This window comes from Streptococcus constellatus (assembly GCF_902167705.1).
Lineage (GTDB): Bacteria > Bacillota > Bacilli > Lactobacillales > Streptococcaceae > Streptococcus > Streptococcus constellatus_A.
Map to the genome: position 1 here is coordinate 41,446 of NZ_CABHMZ010000029.1, position 22,009 is coordinate 63,454.

A 22,009-nucleotide genomic window follows, 5' to 3' on the forward strand; every position below is an offset into this window, starting at 1 on the left:
TATAATGCCTTGACCTTCTTGGTTTTAATTTTTCAATCTTTTGGGTATAATAGAAGACATGAAAGTATTACTTTATTTAGAAGGCAAGGCAGTTTTGGAAAAGTCAGGTATTGGACGAGCTTTGCAGCATCAGATGAAAGCACTGGACTTGGCTGGGATTCCATACACGACAGATCCTTCAGGAGATTATGATGTGGTGCATATCAATACCTATGGACCTAGGAGTTTGCGACTTTTACACAAAGCAAAAAAGCAAGGAAAAAAAGTGATTATGCATGGGCATTCAACGAAGGAAGATTTTCGCAATTCGTTTATTGGGTCAAATCTCTTTGCCTCTGCTTTGGGGAAATATCTAGCTCACATGTACCAAATGGCGGATTTTATCATTACACCGTCTGAATACTCCAAAAAGTTGATTCAGGGCTATGGCGTGACAACACCAATTGTGGCTGTTTCTAATGGGATTGACCTTCATAAATATCAAAAAGATCCACATAAAGAGGAAGTGTTTAGAAAACATTTTCATATTCAAGAAGGAGACAAGGTTGTTGTCTGTGCGGGACTTTATTTCAGACGCAAGGGAATAGAAGACTTTGTAGAAGTAGCACGCAGAATGCCAGATGTTCGCTTTATTTGGCTGGGCAGTATTAACAAATGGATCATTCCACGGAAAATCAGAAATCTTGTGCTTTTTAATCATCCTAAAAATGTTGAATTTCCGGGTTATTTCAAGGGTTCTGTTTTTGAAGGAGCTATGAGTGGCAGCAGTCTCTTCTTTTTCCCCAGCTATGAAGAAACAGAAGGGATTGTAGTGCTAGAGGCGCTGGCTAGTCATCAACACGTGGTTTTGCGAGATATTCCTGTGTATGAGGGCTGGATTGATGAGCAATCGGCTGAATTGGGGCACAATGTAGATGAGTTTGTAGATTCTATCCAAAAGATTTTGGATGGAAAGGTGGATAAGCGGGAGGCTGGCTATAAGGTAGCGCAGAGTCGTTCAATTGATGATGTGGCTTATAAGCTTGTGGATGCTTATCGAGAAGTATTGGAGATGTAGCATGCGAATTGCTCTTTTTACGGATACCTATTTTCCTCAGGTTTCAGGAGTGGCAACCAGTATTCGGACATTAAAAACAGAATTAGAAAAGCTTGGACATACCGTTTTTATTTTTACAACGACAGATAAGGATGTCAATCGCTATGAAGATTGGCAAATTATTCGAATTCCTAGTGTGCCATTTTTTGCTTTTAAGGATCGACGAATTGCTTATCGCGGGTTTTCAACGGCTTTAGAGATTGCACGTCAATATCAATTGGATATTATCCATACCCAGACTGAATTTTCTTTGGGCTTATTAGGTGTTTGGATTGCGAAGGAGCTGCGAATTCCAGTTGTTCATACTTATCATACACAGTATGAGGATTATGTACGTTATATTGCTAAAGGCATGGTCATTCGTCCTAGCATGGTCAAATACATTGTTCGCGGTTTTATGAGTGATTTAGACGGTGTGATTTGTCCGAGCGAGATTGTTTATGATTTGCTCATGAAATACAAAGTAAAAGTAGAAAAACGTGTTATTCCGACTGGAATTGAGCTGGCCAAATTTGAACGTCCAGAAATTACTAGTGAGAATATTGCTGATCTACGGGAAAAATTAGGCATTTCAAATCAAGAAACTATGTTGCTTAGTTTGTCACGTGTTTCATATGAAAAAAATATTCAGGCAGTTTTAGCTGCTCTGCCGGCTGTTTTGGAAGAAAATCCAGATGTGAAATTGGTAGTCGCAGGAGATGGACCTTATTTATCTGACTTAAAAGCACAAGCCAAACGCTTGGGTATTACAGATGCAGTCGTTTTTACGGGAATGATTGCGCCAAGTGAGACCGCATTATATTATAAAGCAGCTGACTTCTTTATTTCTGCTTCAACAAGTGAGACGCAGGGCTTGACGTATTTAGAAAGCCTGGCTAGTGGCACTCCGATTATTGCGCATGGAAATCCTTATCTAGACAATGTTATCAATGATAAAATGTTTGGAACGCTTTATTATGAAGAACGTGATTTGGCGGGAGCGATTTTGGAAGCCATTATTGCAACACCAGACTTGGATGAAAAGAGTCTTGCTGCAAAATTATATGAAATTTCTGCTGAAAACTTTGGACGTCGTGTCTATGAATTTTATTTGGATTTGACCATTTCAAAAGATTTCAACAATGACTTGTATCCAGAAGAGTCGATTAGTAAGCGATTGGCTAAATCGGTCATCTATCTTCCCCAAAAAGCGATTGCCCTTCCTGTAAATGGCTCAGCACGAATATTTAAAGCCTCAAAACGACAAATCAAAAATATACAGAAATACCTAAAATAAAATTCCTAAACTAGCGAGGTGAGAAAATGAAACGCGATATTCCTTTTTTAGCCGTACTACTCTTTTTCTATTTGTTATTTTATGGAATTGTTCACGTGATACCGATGGACGAATTGTTACGAAAGGGTTTGGTGGTAAATAATGTTTTGATATATTCACCGCTGGTAACATTCCTTGTGGGAGCTGTCTATGCGGGATTGTACGGTTTTTCTCGTCGTTTCGTGCTTCTAGCAACGCTTATGTTCCTTGTGACGATTCTGTCCTTTGGTGAATGGATTTTACTATATCATGCAGCTTATTTTATATGCTTATTAGTGGGGACGCTGTTAGGTTATGGCGTATTTCGCTGGAGAAAGACAAGTAAATGAACATCGAGCGGTTCAGGGCAGTTGCTTCTTTAGGAAATTACTACAGTAGCAGTAAAAAGTGAAGACAATTAAAGTGTAACTTGTAATTTTCAACTAAAAATTTAATGAATGGTCTAAGATTTTTGTCTTGACCTTTTTTGATATTCAAAAGTCTATCTTCACGAAGAAAGTGTGTTATATTTTGAACAGATTTGTTCTAAATTTGTAAAGTAAAGAAATGATGTTTTATAGGTTAAATTAGTAAATTTTAAGGAAATTTTGGTATAATGAAAAGATAGAAAAAGGTGAATAGAATGAAAAAAATATTAGTTGTAGATGATGAGAAACCAATCTCAGATATTATAAAATTTAATATGGTAAAAGAAGGTTATGAAGTAGTCACAGCCTTTAATGGTCGCGAAGCATTAGAGATGTTTGAAGCAGAACGTCCAGATATTTTGATTTTGGACTTGATGTTGCCCGAAATGGACGGCTTAGAGGTGGCGCGAACGATTCGGAAAACGAGTAATGTGCCAATCATCGTTCTTTCTGCCAAAGACAGTGAATTTGACAAAGTTATTGGTCTTGAAATCGGTGCAGATGACTATATGACAAAGCCCTTCTCTAACCGTGAGTTACAGGCGCGTGTCAAAGCGATTTTGCGTCGCACAGATTTGACAATTGAAAATCAAGAAGCAGAAGCTGCTCCGACAGAAATTGTGATTGGAGATTTGCAGATTTTGACCGATGCTTTTGTCGTGAAAAAGCATGGAGAAGAATTGGATTTAACACATCGTGAGTTTGAATTGCTGCATCATTTGGCAACGCATATCGGGCAGGTGATGACACGTGAACATCTACTAGAAACGGTGTGGGGGTATGATTATTTTGGAGATGTGCGGACGGTCGATGTGACAATTCGCCGTTTGAGAGAGAAGATTGAGGATATTCCTAGCCGACCAGAGTATATTTTAACACGACGCGGCGTTGGATATTACATGAGAAACAATGATTGATAATATTAGACAATTTGTTGTATCAAAGGATTTTGTATTTGTCTTACTCATTTTAGGATTTATTTTGGTTATTACCTTGCTTTCCTTGGAAAACCGACGTGACAACGTTCGTATTCGCCAATTGAATCAAAAAGTGAAAGACTTGATCGCAGGAGATTATTCAGAAGTTTTAGATATGCAAGGTGGTCCAGAAATCACGGATATTACCAACAGTATCAATGACTTATCTGAGGTAATTCGCCTAACGCATGAAAATTTAGAGCAAGAAACCAAGCGCTTGTCGAGTATTTTGTCCTATATGACGGACGGCGTTCTTGCGACCAATCGTCGTGGGCAGATTATTATGATCAATGACATGGCGACCAAGCAGTTGGGAGTCAAGGAATCCGAAGCACGAAAGATGAATATCTTAAAATTGCTGGATATTGAAGACGAATATGACTTACGAGACTTGATTACGCAAGTTCCAGAATTGACCATTGATTCGCAGGATGAAAATGGAGAGTTTTTAAGTTTACGTGTCCGATTTGCCTTGATTCGTCGAGAATCTGGCTTTATTTCAGGGCTGGTTGCGGTGTTGCACGATACAACGGAGCAGGAAAAAGAGGAGCGTGAGCGGAGGCTATTTGTTTCTAATGTCAGTCATGAGTTGCGTACTCCCTTGACCAGTGTCAAGTCTTATCTGGAAGCATTAGATGAAGGTGCTTTGCTAGAACCAGTTGCACCGGATTTTATCAAGGTTTCGTTAGATGAAACCAATCGGATGATGCGTATGGTTTCAGACTTGCTGAGTTTGTCACGTATTGATAATGCTACCAGCCATTTAGACATTGAACTGACGAATTTTACAGCATTTATCACCTTTATTTTGAATCGTTTTGACAAGATTAGAAGTCAGAACGATGATAAAAAATATGAAATTATCCGAGATTATCCGATTAACTCTACTTGGGTCGAAATTGATACGGATAAGATGACACAGGTGATTGATAATATCATCAACAATGCCATTAAATATTCTCCTGATGGTGGTAAGATTACGGTTAGTATGAAGACGACGGATACCCAAATGATTTTGTCGATTTCAGATGAGGGCTTAGGGATTCCAAAAAAAGATTTACCGAAAATTTTTGACCGATTTTATCGTATAGACAAAGCGAGAAGTCGTGCACAAGGTGGATCTGGACTAGGCTTAGCCATTGCCAAAGAGATTATCAAGCAACATCACGGATTTATCTGGGCAAAGAGCGAGTATGGCAAAGGCTCAACATTTACAATCGTTCTGCCTTATGACAAAGAAGCTGTCAAAGATGATGATTGGGAAGAAGATGAATTAGAAGGATAGCATGAACGAGAAAGGATTTAAGTACAGTATTTTAGCGTCAGGTTCTACTGGCAATTGTTTCTACTTAGAAACCCCAAAGAAAAAGCTGCTGATTGATGCGGGCTTGTCTGGGAAGAAAATTACTAGTTTGCTGAGTGAAATTGACCGTAAACCGGAGGATTTGGATGCCATTTTGGTAACGCATGAGCATAAGGACCATATTCATGGTGTCGGAGTTTTAGCACGAAAATATCATTTAGACATCTATGCCAATCAAGAAACATGGAATGCTATGGAAGCAGCTCTTGGGAAGATTGATGTCAATCAAAAACATATTTTTGAAATGGGAAAAACCAAGACATTTGGTGATATTGATATTGAAAGTTTTGGGGTCAGTCATGATGCGGTTGCGCCGCAATTTTATCGCTTGATGAAAGATGATAAAAGTTTTGTGTTGCTGACGGACACAGGCTATGTCAGCGACCGTATGGCAGGGATTATTGAAAATGCGGATGGCTATTTGATTGAATCCAATCATGATATTGAAACCCTTCGCAGTGGTGCCTATCCTTGGAGTTTGAAGCAGCGGATTTTATCTGATCAAGGACACTTGTCAAATGATGACGGGGCAGAAACCATGATTCGGACATTGGGGCATAGGACAAAGAAAATCTATTTAGGACATCTTAGCAAGGAAAATAATACCAAAGAATTGGCTCATATTACAATGGTCAATCAATTGGCACAGGCTGATTTGGCGGTTGAGCATGATTTTCATGTTTATGATACCTTACCAGATACGGCTACGCCCTTAACAAATATTTAGGAGAAATCATGCGAATTTTTTACTTAATGATTGGTTTTACTTCATTAGGATTAGCACTTTTAGGAGTTGTTTTACCGTTGTTGCCGACAACTCCCTTTTTACTGCTTACCATTGCTTGTTTTTCACGCAGTTCTAAGCGATTTGAAAAATGGTTGTATCACACCAAGCTATACCAAATCTATGTGGCGGACTTTCGTGAAACAGGCTCCATTGCTCGTGAACGTAAAAGAAAAATTCTTGTTTCCATTTATATTCTAATGGGAATTTCAATTCTCTTTGCGCCAATTATTTGGGTCAAATTTGCTTTGGTGGGACTCACTATTTTTATAACTTATTATTTATTCAAAGTCATTCCAGATAAGGAATGAAAATTCATTTCGTCTCTGGTGAACTTTTGCTATCAAATTCTTGGTATCGTTGGAGTATCAAGGATTTTTTTGATATAATAGTAGAGAATTTGTTTTCATTTTAAAAGAAAAAAGCTCTTCTTGAAAGGAGAAAAAATGAAAGATTTACATAAGGTTTTGAGGAAACAGTTTGAAATTGTCTTCCAAGATGAGAAGTTGTTAGAAACAGCTTTTACTCATACTAGCTATGCCAACGAGCACCGCCTCTTAAACATTTCACACAATGAGCGCTTGGAATTTTTAGGAGACGCTGTTCTGCAATTATTGATTTCAGAATATCTGTATAAAAAATATCCGAAAAAACCAGAAGGAGACTTGTCAAAACTTCGCTCAACGATTGTACGTGAAGAAAGTTTGGCTGGCTTTAGCCGAGATTGTCAGTTTGATCAATTTATCAAATTGGGGCGTGGCGAAGAAAAGTCAGGTGGCCGTAATCGTGACACTATTCTTGGTGATTTATTTGAAGCCTTTTTAGGTGCTCTTCTGTTAGATAAAGATGTGGAAGCTGTTAAGAATTTCCTTTATCAAGTCATGATTCCAAAGGTGGAAGCAGGAGACTTTGAGCAAGTAATTGATTACAAGACCAAGCTGCAAGAATTGCTCCAAGTGAATGGCGATGTTGAGATTGTCTATCAAGTTATCTCTGAGTCTGGTCCAGCTCATGCCAAAGAATTTGCTGTATCTGTGTCAGTAGACGGCAGAGTGGTTGGGCAAGGGCAAGGTCGTTCTAAGAAATTAGCGGAGCAGGAAGCCGCAAAAAATGCATTTGAAAAGGAAAATTATTCATGTATTTAAAAGAAATTGAAATTCAAGGTTTCAAATCTTTTGCTGATAAGACTAAAGTTGTTTTTGATCAAGGAGTGACGGCTGTCGTTGGACCAAATGGATCAGGAAAGTCCAATATTACAGAAAGTCTGCGCTGGGCGCTGGGTGAATCCAGTGTTAAAAGCCTTCGTGGTGGCAAAATGCCAGATGTCATCTTTGCGGGTACGGAGAGTAGAAAGCCATTAAATTATGCTTCTGTTGTTGTTGTATTGGACAATAAAGATCGTTTCATCCAGCAGGCTACAGACGAGATTCGTGTAGAACGACATATTTATCGCAGCGGAGACAGCGAGTATAAAATTGATGACAAGAAAGTGCGCTTGCGGGATATTCATGACTTGTTTATGGATACTGGACTTGGACGAGATAGTTTTTCTATTATCTCTCAAGGAAAGGTAGAAGAGATTTTTAACAGCAAGCCAGAGGAGCGTCGTGCTATTTTTGAAGAAGCTGCCGGCGTGCTGAAATACAAGACGCGGCGCAAAGAAACCGAAAGCAAGTTAGCCCAAACGCAGGATAATTTGGATCGCTTGGAAGACATCATTTATGAGCTCGATAGTCAAGTGAAACCTCTTGAAAAGCAGGCTATAACAGCTAAGCAGTTTTTGACATTAGACGAAGAGCGACGAGCCCTCTATTTGGATGTGCTGATTGCTCAACTCACAGAAAACAAAACGCAGTTGAATACGACGGAGGAACAACTAGCAAGCATTCAGCAGGATTTGTCTGCTTATTACAATAAGCGGGAACAGCTGGAGCAAGAAAATACTCTTCTGAAAGAAAAACGCTATGCTTTGCAGAAACAAATGGCAGATGACCAAGCGAGTTTGCTTGAATTAACACGTCTCATCAGCGACTTAGAACGCCAAATTGAAGTTTCTAAGTTAGAGTCAAGTCAAGCTGCCAGCAGTCGGAAAGAAAACGAAGAACGTCTGCAAGGGCTAGAAGAAAAACGAGCTGTGGCTCAAAAAGAATGGCAGGAAAAAAATGAACAGTTGACTGATTTTGCAAAAGAATTAGAGCAAAATCAACAGGCTATTCATAAATTGGAAGCTGAAATTGAGACATTCTCGGATAATCCTGACCAGATGATTGAAAAATTACGTGGTAAATTTGTTCAATTGATGCAAGAAGAAGCGGATTTGTCCAATGACTTAACTGCTTTGGAAAGTCGTTTAGCCAGCGAATTGCAATTATCTGAAAGCAAACAAGCAGAATTTGCCAAGCTGCAAGAAAATTTAAAACACACACAAGCAAACGAGCAGAGCCAGCTAGAAGATTTGGAGACAGCTCGACAGTCGGTTCAGCAATTGTTGGTAGATTATCAGGAACAGCTCAAGCAAGTTCAAACTGTAAAAGCGGATTATCAGCAAGTTCAAACAGCAATGTTTGATTTGATAGATGATGTAAAAAATAAAAAGGCGCGTGTTGGTAGCTTAGAGGCTATTTTGAAAAACCACAGTCATTTCTATGCTGGGGTGAAAAGTGTGCTGCAAGAAGCAGAGCGATTAGGTGGTATTATTGGTGCTGTCAGCGAGAATTTGAGCTTTGATTCGCATTATCAGACAGCACTTGAAATTGCGCTTGGAGCCAGTAGTCAGCATATCATCGTTGAAGATGAGCAGGCAGCGACACAAGCGATTGAATTTTTAAAACGCAATCGAACAGGGCGGGCGACTTTCTTGCCATTGACAACGATTAAAGCGCGGTATTTACCAGATCATCATCGAGCAAGCATTGAAAAAAGCACGGGTTTTCTTGGCCTGGCTTCGTCTTTGGTGCATTATGATATGAGTTTGGAGCACATTTTCCAAAACTTGCTGGGAACGACAGCCATTTTTGATACGGTAGAAAATGCGCGAGCAGCTGCTCGCAAAGTTCGCTATCAAGTACGAATTGTCACGCTGGACGGAACAGAATTGCGGACAGGCGGTTCTTATGCAGGTGGTGCCAATCGGAATAACAATACGATTTTCATCAAGCCGGAACTGGACGCTTTACAAAAGGAACTTTCTGAGAAGAATGCGACTTTAGCAGAGCAAGAAAAACAAGTGGAAGATTTGCACACACAGCTAAGCAAAGCCAATAATCTTTTAGAAGAGATAAAAGCAAGTGGTGAAGAAGCTCGGTTAGCAGAGCAAAAGGCTCAATTGGCTTATGAGCAAATGCACAAACAGGTTGAAGACCTATCTGAGCTTTTGGCCTTGCAAGAACGCGAGCTGTCTCGTGAGGTACTTCCTGACATGGCGGAGCAAAAAGAACGATTGGTTAATCGCCTTGCAGAAATTGAGCAGGAAAAAACAGAAACGGAAACTGAAATTGAGCAGATTAAGTCAGATAAAGATGCTGTTCAAGCACGTTTAGATAAGCTAACAGCTCACTTATCTGAACTTCGTTTGGCTCGCACTGAAGTGACGGGGAATCAACGTTATGTTCAGACAGATCTTACACGTTTGTCCAATGAAAAATCTGAATTGGACAAAGAGATTTCGACCTTGCAATATTTGATGGAACAAAAGGAAGAAACTGCTTCAAAAGTGGATATTGCTGTTTTAGAAGAGCAATTGGCACAGGCAGAACAGGAAAAAACAGAGCTGAACCAAACAGCCATTCGTCGTCAGTTTGAGTTGGACGATTTGGAAGGGCAAGCAGAAGATCTTACGAATCATCTGGAACAAGCCCGCCAGCAAAATGAAGATTTGATTCGCAAACAAGCTAAGGCAGAAGCTGAAAAAGATAAGATTGCAGATGTCCTTCGTCGTCTTTTGACGAATGTGACAGATGATTATCAAATGTCTTTTGACGAAGCCAGCAAACAGGCTCGTCCACTAGAAAACCTAGCAGTTTCTGAAACCAAGGTTAAAGATTTAGAAAAAGCCATTCGGGCACTGGGACCAGTCAATCTTGATGCGGTAAAACAATTTGAAGAAGTCAGTCAACGACTGCATTTCCTCAATACTCAAAGAGATGACGTACTTTCTGCGAAAAATCTGCTTTTGGATACCATTGAAGAAATGAATGATGAAGTAAAAGAGCGCTTCAAATCAACTTTTGAAGCGATTCGCGAGAGCTTCAAAGTGACTTTCAGACAGATGTTTGGCGGCGGTTCAGCGGACTTGATTTTGACCGAAGGCGACCTGCTGACCGCTGGGGTAGAAATCTCAGTACAGCCACCTGGCAAAAAAATCCAATCCCTCAACCTGATGAGTGGAGGAGAAAAGGCTCTATCAGCCTTAGCATTACTCTTCTCCATTATCCGTGTCAAGACGATACCATTTGTCATTTTGGACGAGGTGGAAGCTGCACTTGACGAAGCTAATGTCAAACGTTTCGGAGACTATCTCAATCGTTTTGACAAAGATAGCCAGTTTATCGTGGTGACACACCGTAAAGGAACAATGTCCGCAGCGGATTCTATCTATGGAGTAACCATGCAAGAATCTGGTGTGTCAAAGATTGTCTCTGTAAAATTAAAAGATTTAGAAAGTATGTAAAATGAATATAAAATTAGTTGCAACAGATATGGACGGCACCTTTTTAGATGACAAAGGGCAGTTTGATATGGAGCGTCTCAAACGACTGCTCGAACGTTATCGTGAGAAGGGCATCTACTTTGCAGTAGCCAGTGGACGCGGCTTGCTGTCATTAGAAAAGCTATTTGAAGATGTGCGAGATGAGATTATCTTCATTGCTGAAAATGGCAGTTTGGTAGAATTTCATGGAAAAGATCTTTACGAAGCGACTATGCCTAAGGACTTTTACTTATCAGCTTTTGAAAAATTAAAAACATCTCCTTTTATCAATACCAGTGAATTGCTCTTGACAGGAAAAAAAGGCTGTTATGTTTTGGAAACAGTTGCTCCAACTTATTTAGCTTTTAGTGCGCACTATAATGAAAATATCCAAAAAGTAGCTCGCTTGGAGGATATCACAGATGAAATTTTCAAATTTACAACGAATTTTTCTGAAGAAACAGTAGCTGCAGGTGAGGCTTGGGTCAATGAACACGTTCCTGGTGTCAAAGCTATGACGACAGGTTATAAGTCCATTGATATTGTCCTAGACTATGTGGATAAGGGAGTTGCTATTGTCGAATTGGCGAAGAAGTTAAATCTTGAGATGGATCAAGTCATGACATTTGGAGACAATTTGAATGACCTGCACATGATGCAAGTTTCTGGTTATCCCATTGCTCCTGAAAATGCTCGTCCAGAGATTTTGGAAGTAGCCAAAGAGGTTATTGGACACCATGCAGCGCATTCAGTGATGACGTATATGGAGGGCTTATAATGACAGATATAAAATTGATTGCCTTAGATTTAGACGGAACTTTACTGACTTCTGAGAAAAAAATTTCTGCTCGAAATTTAGCAGCTCTTAAGATGGCTCAAGAGCAGGGAATCAAGGTTGTTTTGACGACTGGTCGCCCTCTCAAAGCAATGGAACTTTTCTTAAACGAATTAGGCGTTGCTAATCAAGAGGACGAATACACCATTACTTTTAATGGTGGTTTGGTGCAACGCAACACAGGGGAAATTCTTGATAAAACAGTTTTTGTCTATGACGATGTGGCGCGTATTTTTGAGGAAACAGAAAGGTTGGGCTTGCCGTTGGATGCGATTTGCGAAGGAACTGTTTATCAAATCCAGTCAGACCATGAATCGCTTTACCAAACTTGCAATCCTGCTCTAACATTTGAGTCAGTTTCATTTGCAGATTTATCTAGCCAACAAACGTATAATAAATGTGTAACAGCTTATGCACCAGATCCGCTTGATCGTGGTATTGCTCAACTTTCGTCCGATTTATTTGACAAATATGAAATTTTTAAGTCACGCGATATGTTGTTAGAATGGTCTCCGAAGAATGTTCATAAGGCAAATGGTTTAGAGAAATTGATTGCTCATTTAGGAATTGAACAAAGTCAAGTCATGACCTGCGGAGATGAAGCAAATGACCTGTCTATGATAAAATGGGCAGGGCTTGGTGTAGCTATGCAAAATGCAGTAGCAGCAGTCAAAGAAGTCGCCAATGTAGTGACGCCGATGACGAATGACGAAGATGCTGTTGCTTGGGCTATAGAAAAATATGCACTAAAATAAAGGAGGAATTGAATGGGCTTATTTGATCGCCTTTTTGGTCGCCAAAAAGAAGAAAAACCAGTTGAAAATATTCCTGAAGAAGCTGTAGAAACAGCATCAGAGGATTATCAAGGAGAGAAGCTAGAAACAGCAGAGACAGCTCCTATAGAGAATGCGCAATCTGAGAATCTAGATGAACAAACATTCCAAACAGAGCTGAAAGAGCGCCTTGCTGAGGATGAAGCACGTCTTGAAACCATTCAAGAAAAAGTAAAAGAAATGGAGCCAAAGGCGGCTGATACAGTGGCAGACGTAGAGTCAGCTGAAAATGATTCGCAAGCTCCAGAAAAGCATGTATTGCCAAATGAAGCTGTAGTTGTTTCACAAGCTGATGAAAAAGTTCTTTCACCCAATCCAACTCACCAAGCAGGTGCTGCTACAGATTTACAGGAACGTCTAGCTGAAGCTAGAAGACGCCTACAAGAACAAGAAAAAATGAGGCAACTGGATGCAGCGAATGCAGTATCCAGCTCAGCAGAGTCGACTACGGTAGAGAAAACTATTAGCGAACCAGTTGAAGCAAGTTCATCTAGTCAAGAAGAAACGGTTCAGGAAAAGTATGACCGCAGTCTCAAGAAGACACGGACAGGTTTTGGAGCGCGGCTTAATGCCTTCTTTGCAAATTTCCGTTCAGTAGATGAGGAGTTTTTTGAAGAGTTAGAAGAGCTCTTGATTACGAGTGATGTTGGGGTGCAAGTTGCTTCCAGTCTGACTGAAGAATTGCGCCAAGAAGCTCGCCTTGAAAATGCCAAAAAGCCAGATGTCCTTCGTCGGGTCATCATTGAAAAGTTAGTAGACATCTATGAGAAAGATGGTCAATTTAACGAAAAAATCAATTTACAAGACGGTTTGACAGTCATGCTTTTTGTGGGTGTAAACGGAGTTGGGAAAACCACTTCGATTGGGAAATTGGCTTATAAATATAAGCAGGCTGGCAAGAAAGTCATGTTAGTTGCAGCAGATACTTTCCGTGCAGGAGCTGTTGCTCAGTTGGTGGAATGGGGACGTCGAGTAGATGTTCCTGTTGTGACAGGTCCAGAAAAGAGTGACCCAGCTAGCGTTGTTTATGACGGTATGGAGCGTGCAAAGGCTGAAAATGTGGATATTCTCATGATTGATACAGCTGGACGCTTGCAAAACAAAGATAACCTAATGGCAGAATTAGAAAAAATTGAACGGATTATCAAACGGGTAGACCCAGCTGCGCCGCATGAAACTTTCTTGGCGTTAGATGCATCAACTGGTCAAAACGCCCTTGTTCAAGCTAAGGAATTTTCAAAAATTACGCCAGTAACAGGGATTGTCTTAACAAAAATCGACGGAACTGCGCGTGGTGGTGTCGTTCTTGCAATTCGTCAAGAACTCGATATTCCAGTTAAACTGATTGGATTCGGAGAAAAAATTGACGATATTGGAGTATTTAACTCTGAAAACTTTATGAAAGGACTCTTGGAGGGCTTGGTATAAGAAAAGAGACTTGCAATTTATTCATTTTGCAAGTCTTTTGTATATATTTACTTTACCCCAATCGTCCTTCTTTGCGATAGGCTTCATCTGGACGCCAATTCCAATCAGCTTCAAATTGGCTAAGGAGCTCAAAACTGGCTTCGGGTCCCATAGTACCTGATTTGTAATGATGAAGGGGAACTTCGTTATTTGCCCACAAGGCTTCAATACGTTCAATCAATTCCCAACTAGAACGCACTTCGTCCCAGTGGCTAAAATTGGTTGAGTCATTGTTTAGCACATCGTAAATGAGCTTCTCATAAGGCTCCGGTGATGCACCAGAAGCTGTCGCATCTGTACGATAATCAAGTGTCAATGGAGCTAAGTTAAATTGCTCGCCTACCTCTTTGCCATTCATGCTAAGAGAAAATCCTTCAGTTGGCTGAATGTAAATCGTCAGTACATTTGGTTGGAGCGAGGAGCCGAAAATGGATTCCATTTGTTTGAAAACAATATTGACATGGGTTCCTTTGGCAGTAAGACGTTTTCCAGTACGGAAAAAGAACGGCACGCCGCGGAAGCGGTCACTGTCCACAAAGAACGCACCAGAAACGAAGGTTTCTGTGGTAGATTCTGGGTCAACATTTGGTTCGCTGCGATAGGAAATATACTTTTTCCCGTCCACTTTACCAGAAGTATATTGACCACGAATGAAGAGTTTTTTCAGATCATTGTCGGTGGGTTTGTGCAAGTGCTTGAAAACCTTAATCTTTTCAGCCCGAATGTCATCTTTGGTAAAAGTTTTGGGTTTGTCCATAGCAAGCAAGGACAGGAGCTGAAGTGTGTGATTTTGCACCATATCGCGCAGTGCACCTGAATGGTCATAATAACCACCACGTTCCTCCACACCTAACTTTTCAGCAAAGGTAATCTGTACATTGTCAATATAATCACGATTCCAGACATTTTCAAAAAGAAGATTGGCAAAGCGAATGGCAAAAATACTTTGAATCATTTCTTTGCCGAGATAATGGTCAATACGGAAAATCTGCTCTTCTTCAAATGTTGCCAACAAATCGTCGTTCAGTTTGCTGGCAGAGGCAAGGTCTGTGCCGAAAGGTTTTTCTACAATTAAGCGTTCAAATCCTTTCCCGTCTACAATTTGCTCGGATTTGAGATGTTTGGCAATCGTACCAAAAAACTGAGGAGCCATAGACAGGAAGAAAAGTTTATTGTGTTCTGCTTGATATTGCTCATTGAGGTGATTTTGCAGTTTTCTTAATTCAATATAATGCTCAGTATCTTGGACATCGTGACTTTGATAATAGAAATGGCTAGCAAATTCTTGCGCTTGTTCAGGGCTGTCTGCGAGGTCTGTGATAGACTCAACCACGACAGATTCAAAATATTCCTTGCTCCAAGGTCTGCGAGCTGTACCGATAACGGCAAAATGCTTAGACAGATTGCCAGATTTATACAATCTAAAAAGAGAAGGATAGAGTTTTCTTTTTGCCAAATCTCCACTGGCACCAAAAATTGTAATAATCACTTTTGAAGACATTTTGAACACCTGTTTTCTAATATTTTATTTATTTTACCATAAATTGATTAAAATTACTGATTTTTGATAGCTCGAAATAAAGAGTAAAAGAGATAAAAAATAAGGATAACGAGGAAGAAAAGGAGTAGAAAGACAAGATGCACACCGGTCGTTGTATTAGGAGCTTGATTGACGATAATGGCAGCGATAGCTGTTCCTAAAGCACCGGCAAATGTTTGTGCCATTTGAAAAAGTGCTGTGGCATCTGGCGACTTCTCTCGGCTAATCTGTGAAACAGACAAAGCCATCGTGTTATTGAACGCCATATTGCGTCCAATCGTAAAGAAAATATAAAAGAGAATAATCAGTGGTAATGTTAGAGACTTCGTAAAGAATGCAAAAACGGAAACGGCTAAGAAAAAGAGAAGATTCCCACCATATAGGGAAAGTTTGGGTCCTTTGGTGTCATATAATTTTCCCAAGAAAGGTGCTGAGAAAGCTCCTAACATTGTTCCAGGTAGCAATGCAAAACCAGCAGCAGAAGTAGCCTCATGTTTCACTAAAACCAAGAAATTAGGAATTAGAAAATTGGCTGATAAATTTGAAAATTGGTAGAGGAAAAACGGAATAATTCCGAGTAAAATAGCTGGATTTTTCAAAATACGGATGTCTAAAAAAGGATGTTCAACGGTTAGACTTCGCCAAACGAACAGTAGAAGTGATAATAAAAAGATGATGACAAAGCTCCAATTAAAGCTGCCTTCTTCTAAACTAGAAATTGCCATGATAGAAAAAGTCAGTGAGACTGCAAGAAGCAAGAAAGAAATCCACTCAAAAGGACGTTTCTTTTTATTGGGCGTATTTTCTAAAAAGAAAAATCCTAAAATGAACGAGATAATTGGAACCGGCATGATGAATGTATAAATCATGTGCCAATCAAACAAGCCAATCATAAAGCCACCGTAGGTAGGGCCGATCGCAGGAGCTAGGCTGACAACGAGACCTGTTAGCCCCATGTAAAAACCGATTTGGCTGCGCGGAATGCGTTCGACGATAAGGTTAAACATAAGAGGAATAGCAATTCCAGTTGCTGAACCTTGCAAAATGCGTCCTAGCATGAGCAGGGCAAAATTAGGCGCAAGCATCGCCACACCATTTCCGAATGTAAAAATAGCTAGGCTAGTGAAGAGAATTCTACGCTCAGACCAGTTGTGTGCTAATGTAGCTCCGAGCGTAATTGTAATGGAAACAGCAAGTAGATAGCCTGTTGTAATCCATTGCAATGTGCCAAGGTCTGTATGAAAAACTTTCATAAGATGCGGAAAAGTGACATTCATGCTGGTTTCAGAAAGAATCCCAGCAAAAGTAAGTAGAGCGGTGGCAAAAATAGATAGCAACGTTTTTCTTGAAACGGCTTGGTTGTGCTGTGACATAGTACCTCCTAAAAAAACAAATCTCTCTTAATTTTATCATAATTGCTCACAAAAGAGCATAATAGGAGACCTAGAGAAATACTTCTCAGGTCTTCTTTTGTTTATTCAATGTAGGTTAAAAGACACGATAGACATAAGGATTGCCAGGTTTTTCAACCTTCTTGAAACTATCTACTTCAAGAGTTGGCAAACTTTGTCCTAGTTGTTTATGGTAGCGAATAGTAATTTTCCCACTCGCTCTTATCCAGGTATTATTTTCAAAATGCTCCGTATTACCAGTTGTCAGAAGTCCATAAACCCCCGAATCGGCGATACAATGAATAATACCAAAGCGGAACAAAAATTGACTTTTAGCATCGCTTGGGTCGTTGTAGACAAAGCCAGTAAATTCCAAGCGTTTTCCTGCAAATTCATCTGGGTAATCATAGAGGACTTCCATGACTTCCATATAATTCTCGGTCGTAACGGAGATAACATCTTTTTTCAGATATTTTTTTGCAGCTACCCGCATTTCTTTCTCATAAGCACTTTTAGTAAAATAGGTACTGGTATCAGGCTTTAGGTATTGATTGGTAGTGCCTTCATCAGCTTGAATGCTCTTTGAGCTACCGTCAGCCAGCGGGAAATGGTAGCCCTTAGCAGAAACGGTCGTAGAGTCCAAACTGACTGTTGGAAAGAAGAGAGCAACAATCAGTGGCATAATAAGAAAAGCAATACTAGCAAATTTTGCTGAACGACTCGTCAAATGGCTGTGTACTTTCATTTTTTTCATCCAGACAATGAGCTGGACAATGGCTAGCACGAAAGAAAGAACCATTGAAATATATGCTAAATAAGAAAAATGCATGTTGATGTATTGATTGAGCTTGCCAGAAAGTTGCAAATACATGGTGATTTCAAAATAAGCAGCTAAAATTAGAAAACGAATCATAGCACTACCCCCACAAGCCAAGAATAAAGGACAACAACTAAACTAACAATTCCAATAAATTGCCAAATAAAACGTCCTTTGAGGTAATTTTTCATCATGAGGATATTTTTCACATCTAACATTGGTCCAATGACGAGGAAAGCTAGAACTGGCGCTAAACCAAAACTAGAAATGAGCGAACTACCAATAAAGGCGTCTGCTTCACTGCAAAGTGAAAGAAGAAATGCAAGCAACATCATTAGTAAAATAGCCATAAGTGGTGTTGCACTAATGGAAGTCAGAATGCGTGTAGGCACATAGACTTGGACAATACTGGCAAAGAGACAGCCAAAAACTAAGTAACGACCTGTATCGAAAAATTCGTCAATGGATTGCACAAACACTTGAAATACTTTCTGAGCTTGGTTTAAGTGGGAAAAGTCATGCTCATGCCGAATGACTCGATTCTCTTTTTGAATAGTTGCAGTATTGAGAAAGCCAAAGAAAATTCCTAGAACAATTGCTACAACAATAGAGCCGAGAGCTCTGAGCAAAGCCATTTTAAAGGAATTCCCGAAAGCAGAGTAAGTCGCAAAAAGAACAATAGGATTGATAACCGGTGCTGTCACCATAAAAGGCACAGCCGTGTAACTTGGTACTTTCTTTTCCAAAAAGCGATTGATAATAGGGACGATTCCACATTCGCAAGAAGGGAAAATAAAGCCAATAAAAGTACCAAAGAAAATCCGACCCCATTTATTTTTAGGCAGATAGCGATAAACTTTGTCTGGTGTGATATAAACCTCTATAAAACCTGAAATAATGCTCCCAATCAGCACAAAAGGTAGTGCTTCAATAATAATGGAGAGGAAAATCGCACCAGCTTGCAAAACGCTAGGTGGCAGTTGATTAAAAAAGCTCATGACTTTTTAGCCTTCTCCGCTTTTTTAATCTTTTTTTCTTTTTCATCAGGAAATTCTACTTTTTCAATTTTAGGTAACGTTGCAAATTCTTCAAACATTTTGTCCAAATCATCTGAACGTGTAAATTTAATAGCCATAACAGCCTCCTTTTCCTTTTTAACTATTATACTATCATTTTGAAAATTATGGTGAAATAAAGTCATTAGCATAGAGATTAGCTTGTGAAAGAAGGGGAGGAATATGGTATAATAAATAGACTATGTGTGTAAAGGAAGGGTCATGTCTTCAGATAATAATATAAAACTAAAATACTATAATCTGCAACCTTTTACCAAGTGGACGGGCGGGAAGCGGCAACTTTTGAGTGAATTGAGAAGCTATATGCCTGAAAAGTATAAGCGTTATTTTGAGCCTTTTGTAGGCGGAGGTGCTTTATTTTTTGATTTAGCTCCTGAACGAGCTGTTATCAATGATTTTAACGAGGAGTTGATGAATGTTTATCGGCAAATAAAGGAGAAGCCAGCTGACTTGATTGATTTGCTTCTTGAGCATAAGAAAAACAATAGTAAAGACTACTATTTGGAATTGCGTGCGGCAGATCGAGATGGTCGCATAAATCAAATGTCAGAAGTTGAGCGAGCTGCTCGGATCCTTTACATGCTGCGAGTTGACTTTAACGGTCTTTATCGAGTTAATTCTAAAAATCAATTTAACGTTCCTTATGGTCGCTACAAAAATCCTAAGATAGTAGATGTAGATTTAATTCATCAGATTAGTGGCTACCTGAATGAGAACGATGTGGAAATTCTGCAAACAGACTTTGCTGATGCAGTTGCGGGAGCCCAAGCAGAAGATTTTGTCTATTTTGATCCGCCTTACATTCCTTTAAATGAAACGAGTTCATTTACTTCTTATACTCACGAAGGTTTTTCTTATGAAGAACAAGTTCGCTTGAGGGATACCTTTAAGGAATTAACTGACAGAGGAGTTTATGTTATGTTGTCAAATTCTTCCAGTCCTTTGGTGGAAGAACTGTATCAGGGTTTTAACATCCACTTTGTCAAAGCGCAGCGGACTAATGGTGCAAAAAGTTCTAGTCGTAGAAAAATTTTTGAAATTATAGTAACAAATTATGATGAATAGCGAATATAAGTATGGAGGTGTATTGATGACCAAGCCATACTATCATAAAGAAAATACCATTTTAGTTCATGCTGACACTTTTTCTTTTTTAGAAAAAATGAAACCAGAAAGCATGGATATGATCTTTGCTGATCCACCGTACTTTTTGAGTAATGGTGGCTTTTCGAATTCTGGCGGAAATATTGTCTCTGTAGACAAAGGAGACTGGGATAAGGTTTCTAGTCTTGATGAGAAACACGGCTTTAATCGGCGTTGGCTGCGATTGGTTAAACCGATTTTAAAACCTAATGGGAGTATCTGGGTTTCTGGTAGTCTTCATAATATCTATTCAGTTGGAATGGCTCTAGAGCAAGAAGGCTTTAAAATTCTTAACAATATTACTTGGCAAAAGACAAATCCGGCACCGAATCTATCCTGTCGCTATTTTACTCATTCTACTGAAACAATTTTATGGGCTCGTAAGAATGACAAAAGGGCCAAACATTATTACAATTACGATTTGATGAAGGAAATAAACGGTGGCAAACAAATGAAAGATGTTTGGACAGGCTCATTGACAAAAAAAGCTGAAAAATGGGCTGGAAAACATCCGACTCAAAAACCAGAGTATTTATTGGAGCGGATCATTTTAGCTAGTACAAAAGAAGGTGATTACATTTTGGATCCTTTTGTTGGAAGCGGAACTACAGGGGTTGTAGCTAAAAGACTAGGCAGACGGTTCATTGGTATTGATGCAGAACAAGATTATTTAGAAATAGCAAAAAGAAGATTGGAGGCCGAGTGATGAAGAAAGATGGTGTCGGTGGAGCAAATACAAGGACTGGTCTTGTTTTTGAGCTAAAAACGGATTTACCTACTTTTATTGCTAAACAAAAAGGATACATTGTTGAACCAAATGACTATGATGTTAGATGTTTAAAAAATGGGACGATTAGAAAAAAACTTCGGCAAAAACAGGGGAGATGGAAAGTATTTTTTAACTCAGAAGAAGTTGGTGAGATATTTCAGAAATATGGCTTGTATCGATATTTTGATGAATTAGAATTTGATTACAATAAAGTTATTTCAAAAAAACTTTTACCAGATGATTCAATATTTGTAATTAACAATAATACTGTTTTTATTATTGAGAAGAAAACTCAAAGTACTACAGGTAGCGTAGATGAAAAATTACAAACTTGTGATTTTAAGTTAAAGCAGTATAGAAAATTATTTGCCCCACTCAATAAAGAAGTCAAGTACTACTATTTGCTAGATAAAAAATGGTTTGATAAGCCTAGCTATCAAGATACACTAAACTATATTATTGATGTTGGCTGCGGTTATTACTTTAATTATATTCCGTTAGATGCACTAGGGTTACCAATTCCTGAGGAGGAAAAAGAATGAATCTTGAATCTTATTTGCAATTGAACTCTGACGAAAGATTGGGCCATTTTCTCTCCACCCTTTCTGTCACCAACCGTACACCAGGATACTATGTCAACTGGGAGAAAGTAGGAAGAGAGACGAAAAAGTTTGAATTAGAACTGAATACGCTTAATTATTTGATCGGAAAAGATGATATTTACCAAACAGCTCTTAATTTATTTAAGAAGCAACCTGATTTGCTGAAGGCGATTCCAAGTCTGATTGCTAGTAGAGACAAAGTTTTAGATGTTTTGAGTCTGGATGAAGAAGACAACATGTCCTTCCATCAGCTTAATTTTAAAAAAATTGCAACAGAAAAAATAGAAGATTATGTGGAGTTTGTCGATCAGTCTGGCCTGCTTGATTTTCTACAATATGAAGCCAATCGCTCACTGGTGGATTATGTATATGGTGTTGAGGCTGGTTTAGACAGTAACGCTCGGAAAAATCGGAGCGGAACAACTATGGAAGGCATTTTGGAGCGTAGTGTAGAAAAAGTCTGTTTAAAATATGGTTTGGAGTTTAAAGCTCAGGCGACATCGGCTTATATTAGGGAAAATTGGGGAATTACTGTTCCAGTTGATAAATCTGAGAGACGCTTTGATGTAGCCGTTTTTTCTCCCCAAAATAGAAAGTTGTGGTTAATAGAAACGAACTATTATGGTGGTGGTGGCAGCAAGCTGAAAGCTGTTGCGGGGGAATTTACAGAACTAAGCCAATTTGTCGAGAGTTCAACGGATGATGTGTCCTTTGTCTGGGTAACAGATGGACAGGGCTGGAAAACAGCACACTTACCTCTTGCGGAAGCATTTGCTCATATTCCAAATGTATTTAATCTTGAAATGATGAAGCAAGGGTATCTAACTGAATTGTTACAATGATTGGTTAAGTACATAATCTGAGGAATAATTCATCTTTATCAGTGTTTTTAGAGTCCTGCTTGAGG

21 protein-coding genes are annotated in these 22,009 nt (G+C 39.2%); 16 read left to right on the forward strand and 5 right to left on the reverse strand.

The window, feature by feature from the left end; genetic code table 11:
• Nucleotides 1–58: 58 nt before the first annotated feature.
• The 12 genes from FQ204_RS09185 (at nucleotide 59) to ftsY (ending at nucleotide 13,725) form a co-directional block, all read left to right on the forward strand.
• On the forward strand, nucleotides 59–1,057 hold the full coding sequence (locus FQ204_RS09185; RefSeq protein ID WP_144210888.1) for a glycosyltransferase family 4 protein: 999 nt from the start codon (nucleotides 59–61) through the stop codon (nucleotides 1,055–1,057).
• A 1-nt stretch (nucleotide 1,058) separates the two neighbouring features.
• Nucleotides 1,059–2,372, forward strand: coding sequence for a glycosyltransferase family 4 protein (locus FQ204_RS09190; protein ID WP_144210890.1), 1,314 nt, complete (start codon nucleotides 1,059–1,061; stop codon nucleotides 2,370–2,372).
• Nucleotides 2,373–2,398: 26 nt separating this feature from the next.
• Nucleotides 2,399–2,740, forward strand: a complete 342-nt coding sequence (locus FQ204_RS09195) for a hypothetical protein (protein WP_144210892.1) — start codon at nucleotides 2,399–2,401, stop codon at nucleotides 2,738–2,740.
• A 293-nt stretch (nucleotides 2,741–3,033) separates the two neighbouring features.
• Nucleotides 3,034–3,735: a response regulator YycF gene (yycF, locus tag FQ204_RS09200; RefSeq protein WP_144210894.1), complete on the forward strand. Its 702-nt coding sequence runs from the start codon at nucleotides 3,034–3,036 to the stop codon at nucleotides 3,733–3,735.
• Complete coding sequence (gene vicK, locus FQ204_RS09205; protein ID WP_144210896.1) at nucleotides 3,728–5,080, forward strand: cell wall metabolism sensor histidine kinase VicK; 1,353 nt, start codon at nucleotides 3,728–3,730, stop codon at nucleotides 5,078–5,080. The genes yycF and vicK overlap by 8 nt, the downstream gene beginning before the upstream one ends.
• Before the next feature lies 1 nt (nucleotide 5,081).
• Complete coding sequence (locus FQ204_RS09210) at nucleotides 5,082–5,885, forward strand: MBL fold metallo-hydrolase (protein ID WP_144210898.1); 804 nt, start codon at nucleotides 5,082–5,084, stop codon at nucleotides 5,883–5,885.
• Between the two features lie 8 nt (nucleotides 5,886–5,893).
• A complete protein-coding gene (locus tag FQ204_RS09215) occupies nucleotides 5,894–6,253 on the forward strand; it encodes a YbaN family protein (protein WP_144210900.1) in 360 nt (119 codons plus the stop codon).
• Between the two features lie 135 nt (nucleotides 6,254–6,388).
• Nucleotides 6,389–7,087, forward strand: a complete 699-nt coding sequence (rnc, locus tag FQ204_RS09220) for a ribonuclease III (RefSeq protein WP_144210902.1) — start codon at nucleotides 6,389–6,391, stop codon at nucleotides 7,085–7,087.
• Nucleotides 7,078–10,611 (forward strand): chromosome segregation protein SMC, encoded by a 3,534-nt coding sequence (gene smc / locus FQ204_RS09225; RefSeq protein WP_144210904.1) that lies wholly within the window; start codon nucleotides 7,078–7,080, stop codon nucleotides 10,609–10,611. Before rnc ends, smc begins: the two co-directional genes overlap by 10 nt.
• A gap of 1 nt (nucleotide 10,612) precedes the next feature.
• Nucleotides 10,613–11,407, forward strand: coding sequence for a Cof-type HAD-IIB family hydrolase (locus FQ204_RS09230; protein ID WP_144210906.1), 795 nt, complete (start codon nucleotides 10,613–10,615; stop codon nucleotides 11,405–11,407).
• Nucleotides 11,407–12,219, forward strand: a complete 813-nt coding sequence (locus FQ204_RS09235; protein WP_144210908.1) for a Cof-type HAD-IIB family hydrolase — start codon at nucleotides 11,407–11,409, stop codon at nucleotides 12,217–12,219. Before FQ204_RS09230 ends, FQ204_RS09235 begins: the two co-directional genes overlap by 1 nt.
• Before the next feature lie 12 nt (nucleotides 12,220–12,231).
• Nucleotides 12,232–13,725 carry a signal recognition particle-docking protein FtsY gene (gene ftsY / locus FQ204_RS09240; RefSeq protein ID WP_144210910.1) on the forward strand — a complete coding sequence of 498 codons (1,494 nt, stop codon included), beginning with the start codon at nucleotides 12,232–12,234 and terminating at the stop codon, nucleotides 13,723–13,725.
• A 52-nt stretch (nucleotides 13,726–13,777) separates the two neighbouring features.
• On the opposite strand, the gene zwf is transcribed toward ftsY, so the two are convergent.
• The 5 genes from zwf to FQ204_RS09265 form a co-directional block, all read right to left on the reverse strand.
• Entirely contained in the window at nucleotides 13,778–15,265 is a 1,488-nt protein-coding gene (gene zwf, locus FQ204_RS09245; RefSeq protein ID WP_144210912.1) for a glucose-6-phosphate dehydrogenase, read from the reverse strand.
• A 53-nt stretch (nucleotides 15,266–15,318) separates the two neighbouring features.
• Entirely contained in the window at nucleotides 15,319–16,677 is a 1,359-nt protein-coding gene (locus FQ204_RS09250; protein WP_144210914.1) for an MFS transporter, read from the reverse strand.
• A gap of 115 nt (nucleotides 16,678–16,792) precedes the next feature.
• Complete coding sequence (locus FQ204_RS09255; RefSeq protein WP_144210916.1) at nucleotides 16,793–17,608, reverse strand: TIGR03943 family putative permease subunit; 816 nt, start codon at nucleotides 17,606–17,608, stop codon at nucleotides 16,793–16,795.
• Nucleotides 17,605–18,510: a permease gene (locus FQ204_RS09260; protein WP_144210918.1), complete on the reverse strand. Its 906-nt coding sequence runs from the start codon at nucleotides 18,508–18,510 to the stop codon at nucleotides 17,605–17,607. The genes FQ204_RS09255 and FQ204_RS09260 overlap by 4 nt, the downstream gene beginning before the upstream one ends.
• Entirely contained in the window at nucleotides 18,507–18,647 is a 141-nt protein-coding gene (locus FQ204_RS09265) for an SPJ_0845 family protein (protein ID WP_144210920.1), read from the reverse strand. The genes FQ204_RS09260 and FQ204_RS09265 overlap by 4 nt, the downstream gene beginning before the upstream one ends.
• Nucleotides 18,648–18,789: 142 nt before the next feature.
• Between FQ204_RS09265 and FQ204_RS09270 the strand changes: the two genes are divergently transcribed.
• From FQ204_RS09270 to FQ204_RS09285, 4 genes are read left to right on the forward strand one after another with little or no spacing between them, the layout of a single operon-like run.
• Nucleotides 18,790–19,653, forward strand: a complete 864-nt coding sequence (locus tag FQ204_RS09270; RefSeq protein ID WP_144210922.1) for a DNA adenine methylase — start codon at nucleotides 18,790–18,792, stop codon at nucleotides 19,651–19,653.
• Nucleotides 19,643–20,437 carry a DNA-methyltransferase gene (locus FQ204_RS09275; protein WP_144210924.1) on the forward strand — a complete coding sequence of 265 codons (795 nt, stop codon included), beginning with the start codon at nucleotides 19,643–19,645 and terminating at the stop codon, nucleotides 20,435–20,437. Before FQ204_RS09270 ends, FQ204_RS09275 begins: the two co-directional genes overlap by 11 nt.
• Nucleotides 20,437–21,042, forward strand: a complete 606-nt coding sequence (locus FQ204_RS09280; RefSeq protein ID WP_144210927.1) for a hypothetical protein — start codon at nucleotides 20,437–20,439, stop codon at nucleotides 21,040–21,042. The genes FQ204_RS09275 and FQ204_RS09280 overlap by 1 nt, the downstream gene beginning before the upstream one ends.
• Complete coding sequence (locus tag FQ204_RS09285; protein WP_144210929.1) at nucleotides 21,039–21,944, forward strand: type II restriction endonuclease; 906 nt, start codon at nucleotides 21,039–21,041, stop codon at nucleotides 21,942–21,944. The genes FQ204_RS09280 and FQ204_RS09285 overlap by 4 nt, the downstream gene beginning before the upstream one ends.
• The last annotated feature ends 65 nt before the right edge of the window (nucleotides 21,945–22,009 follow it).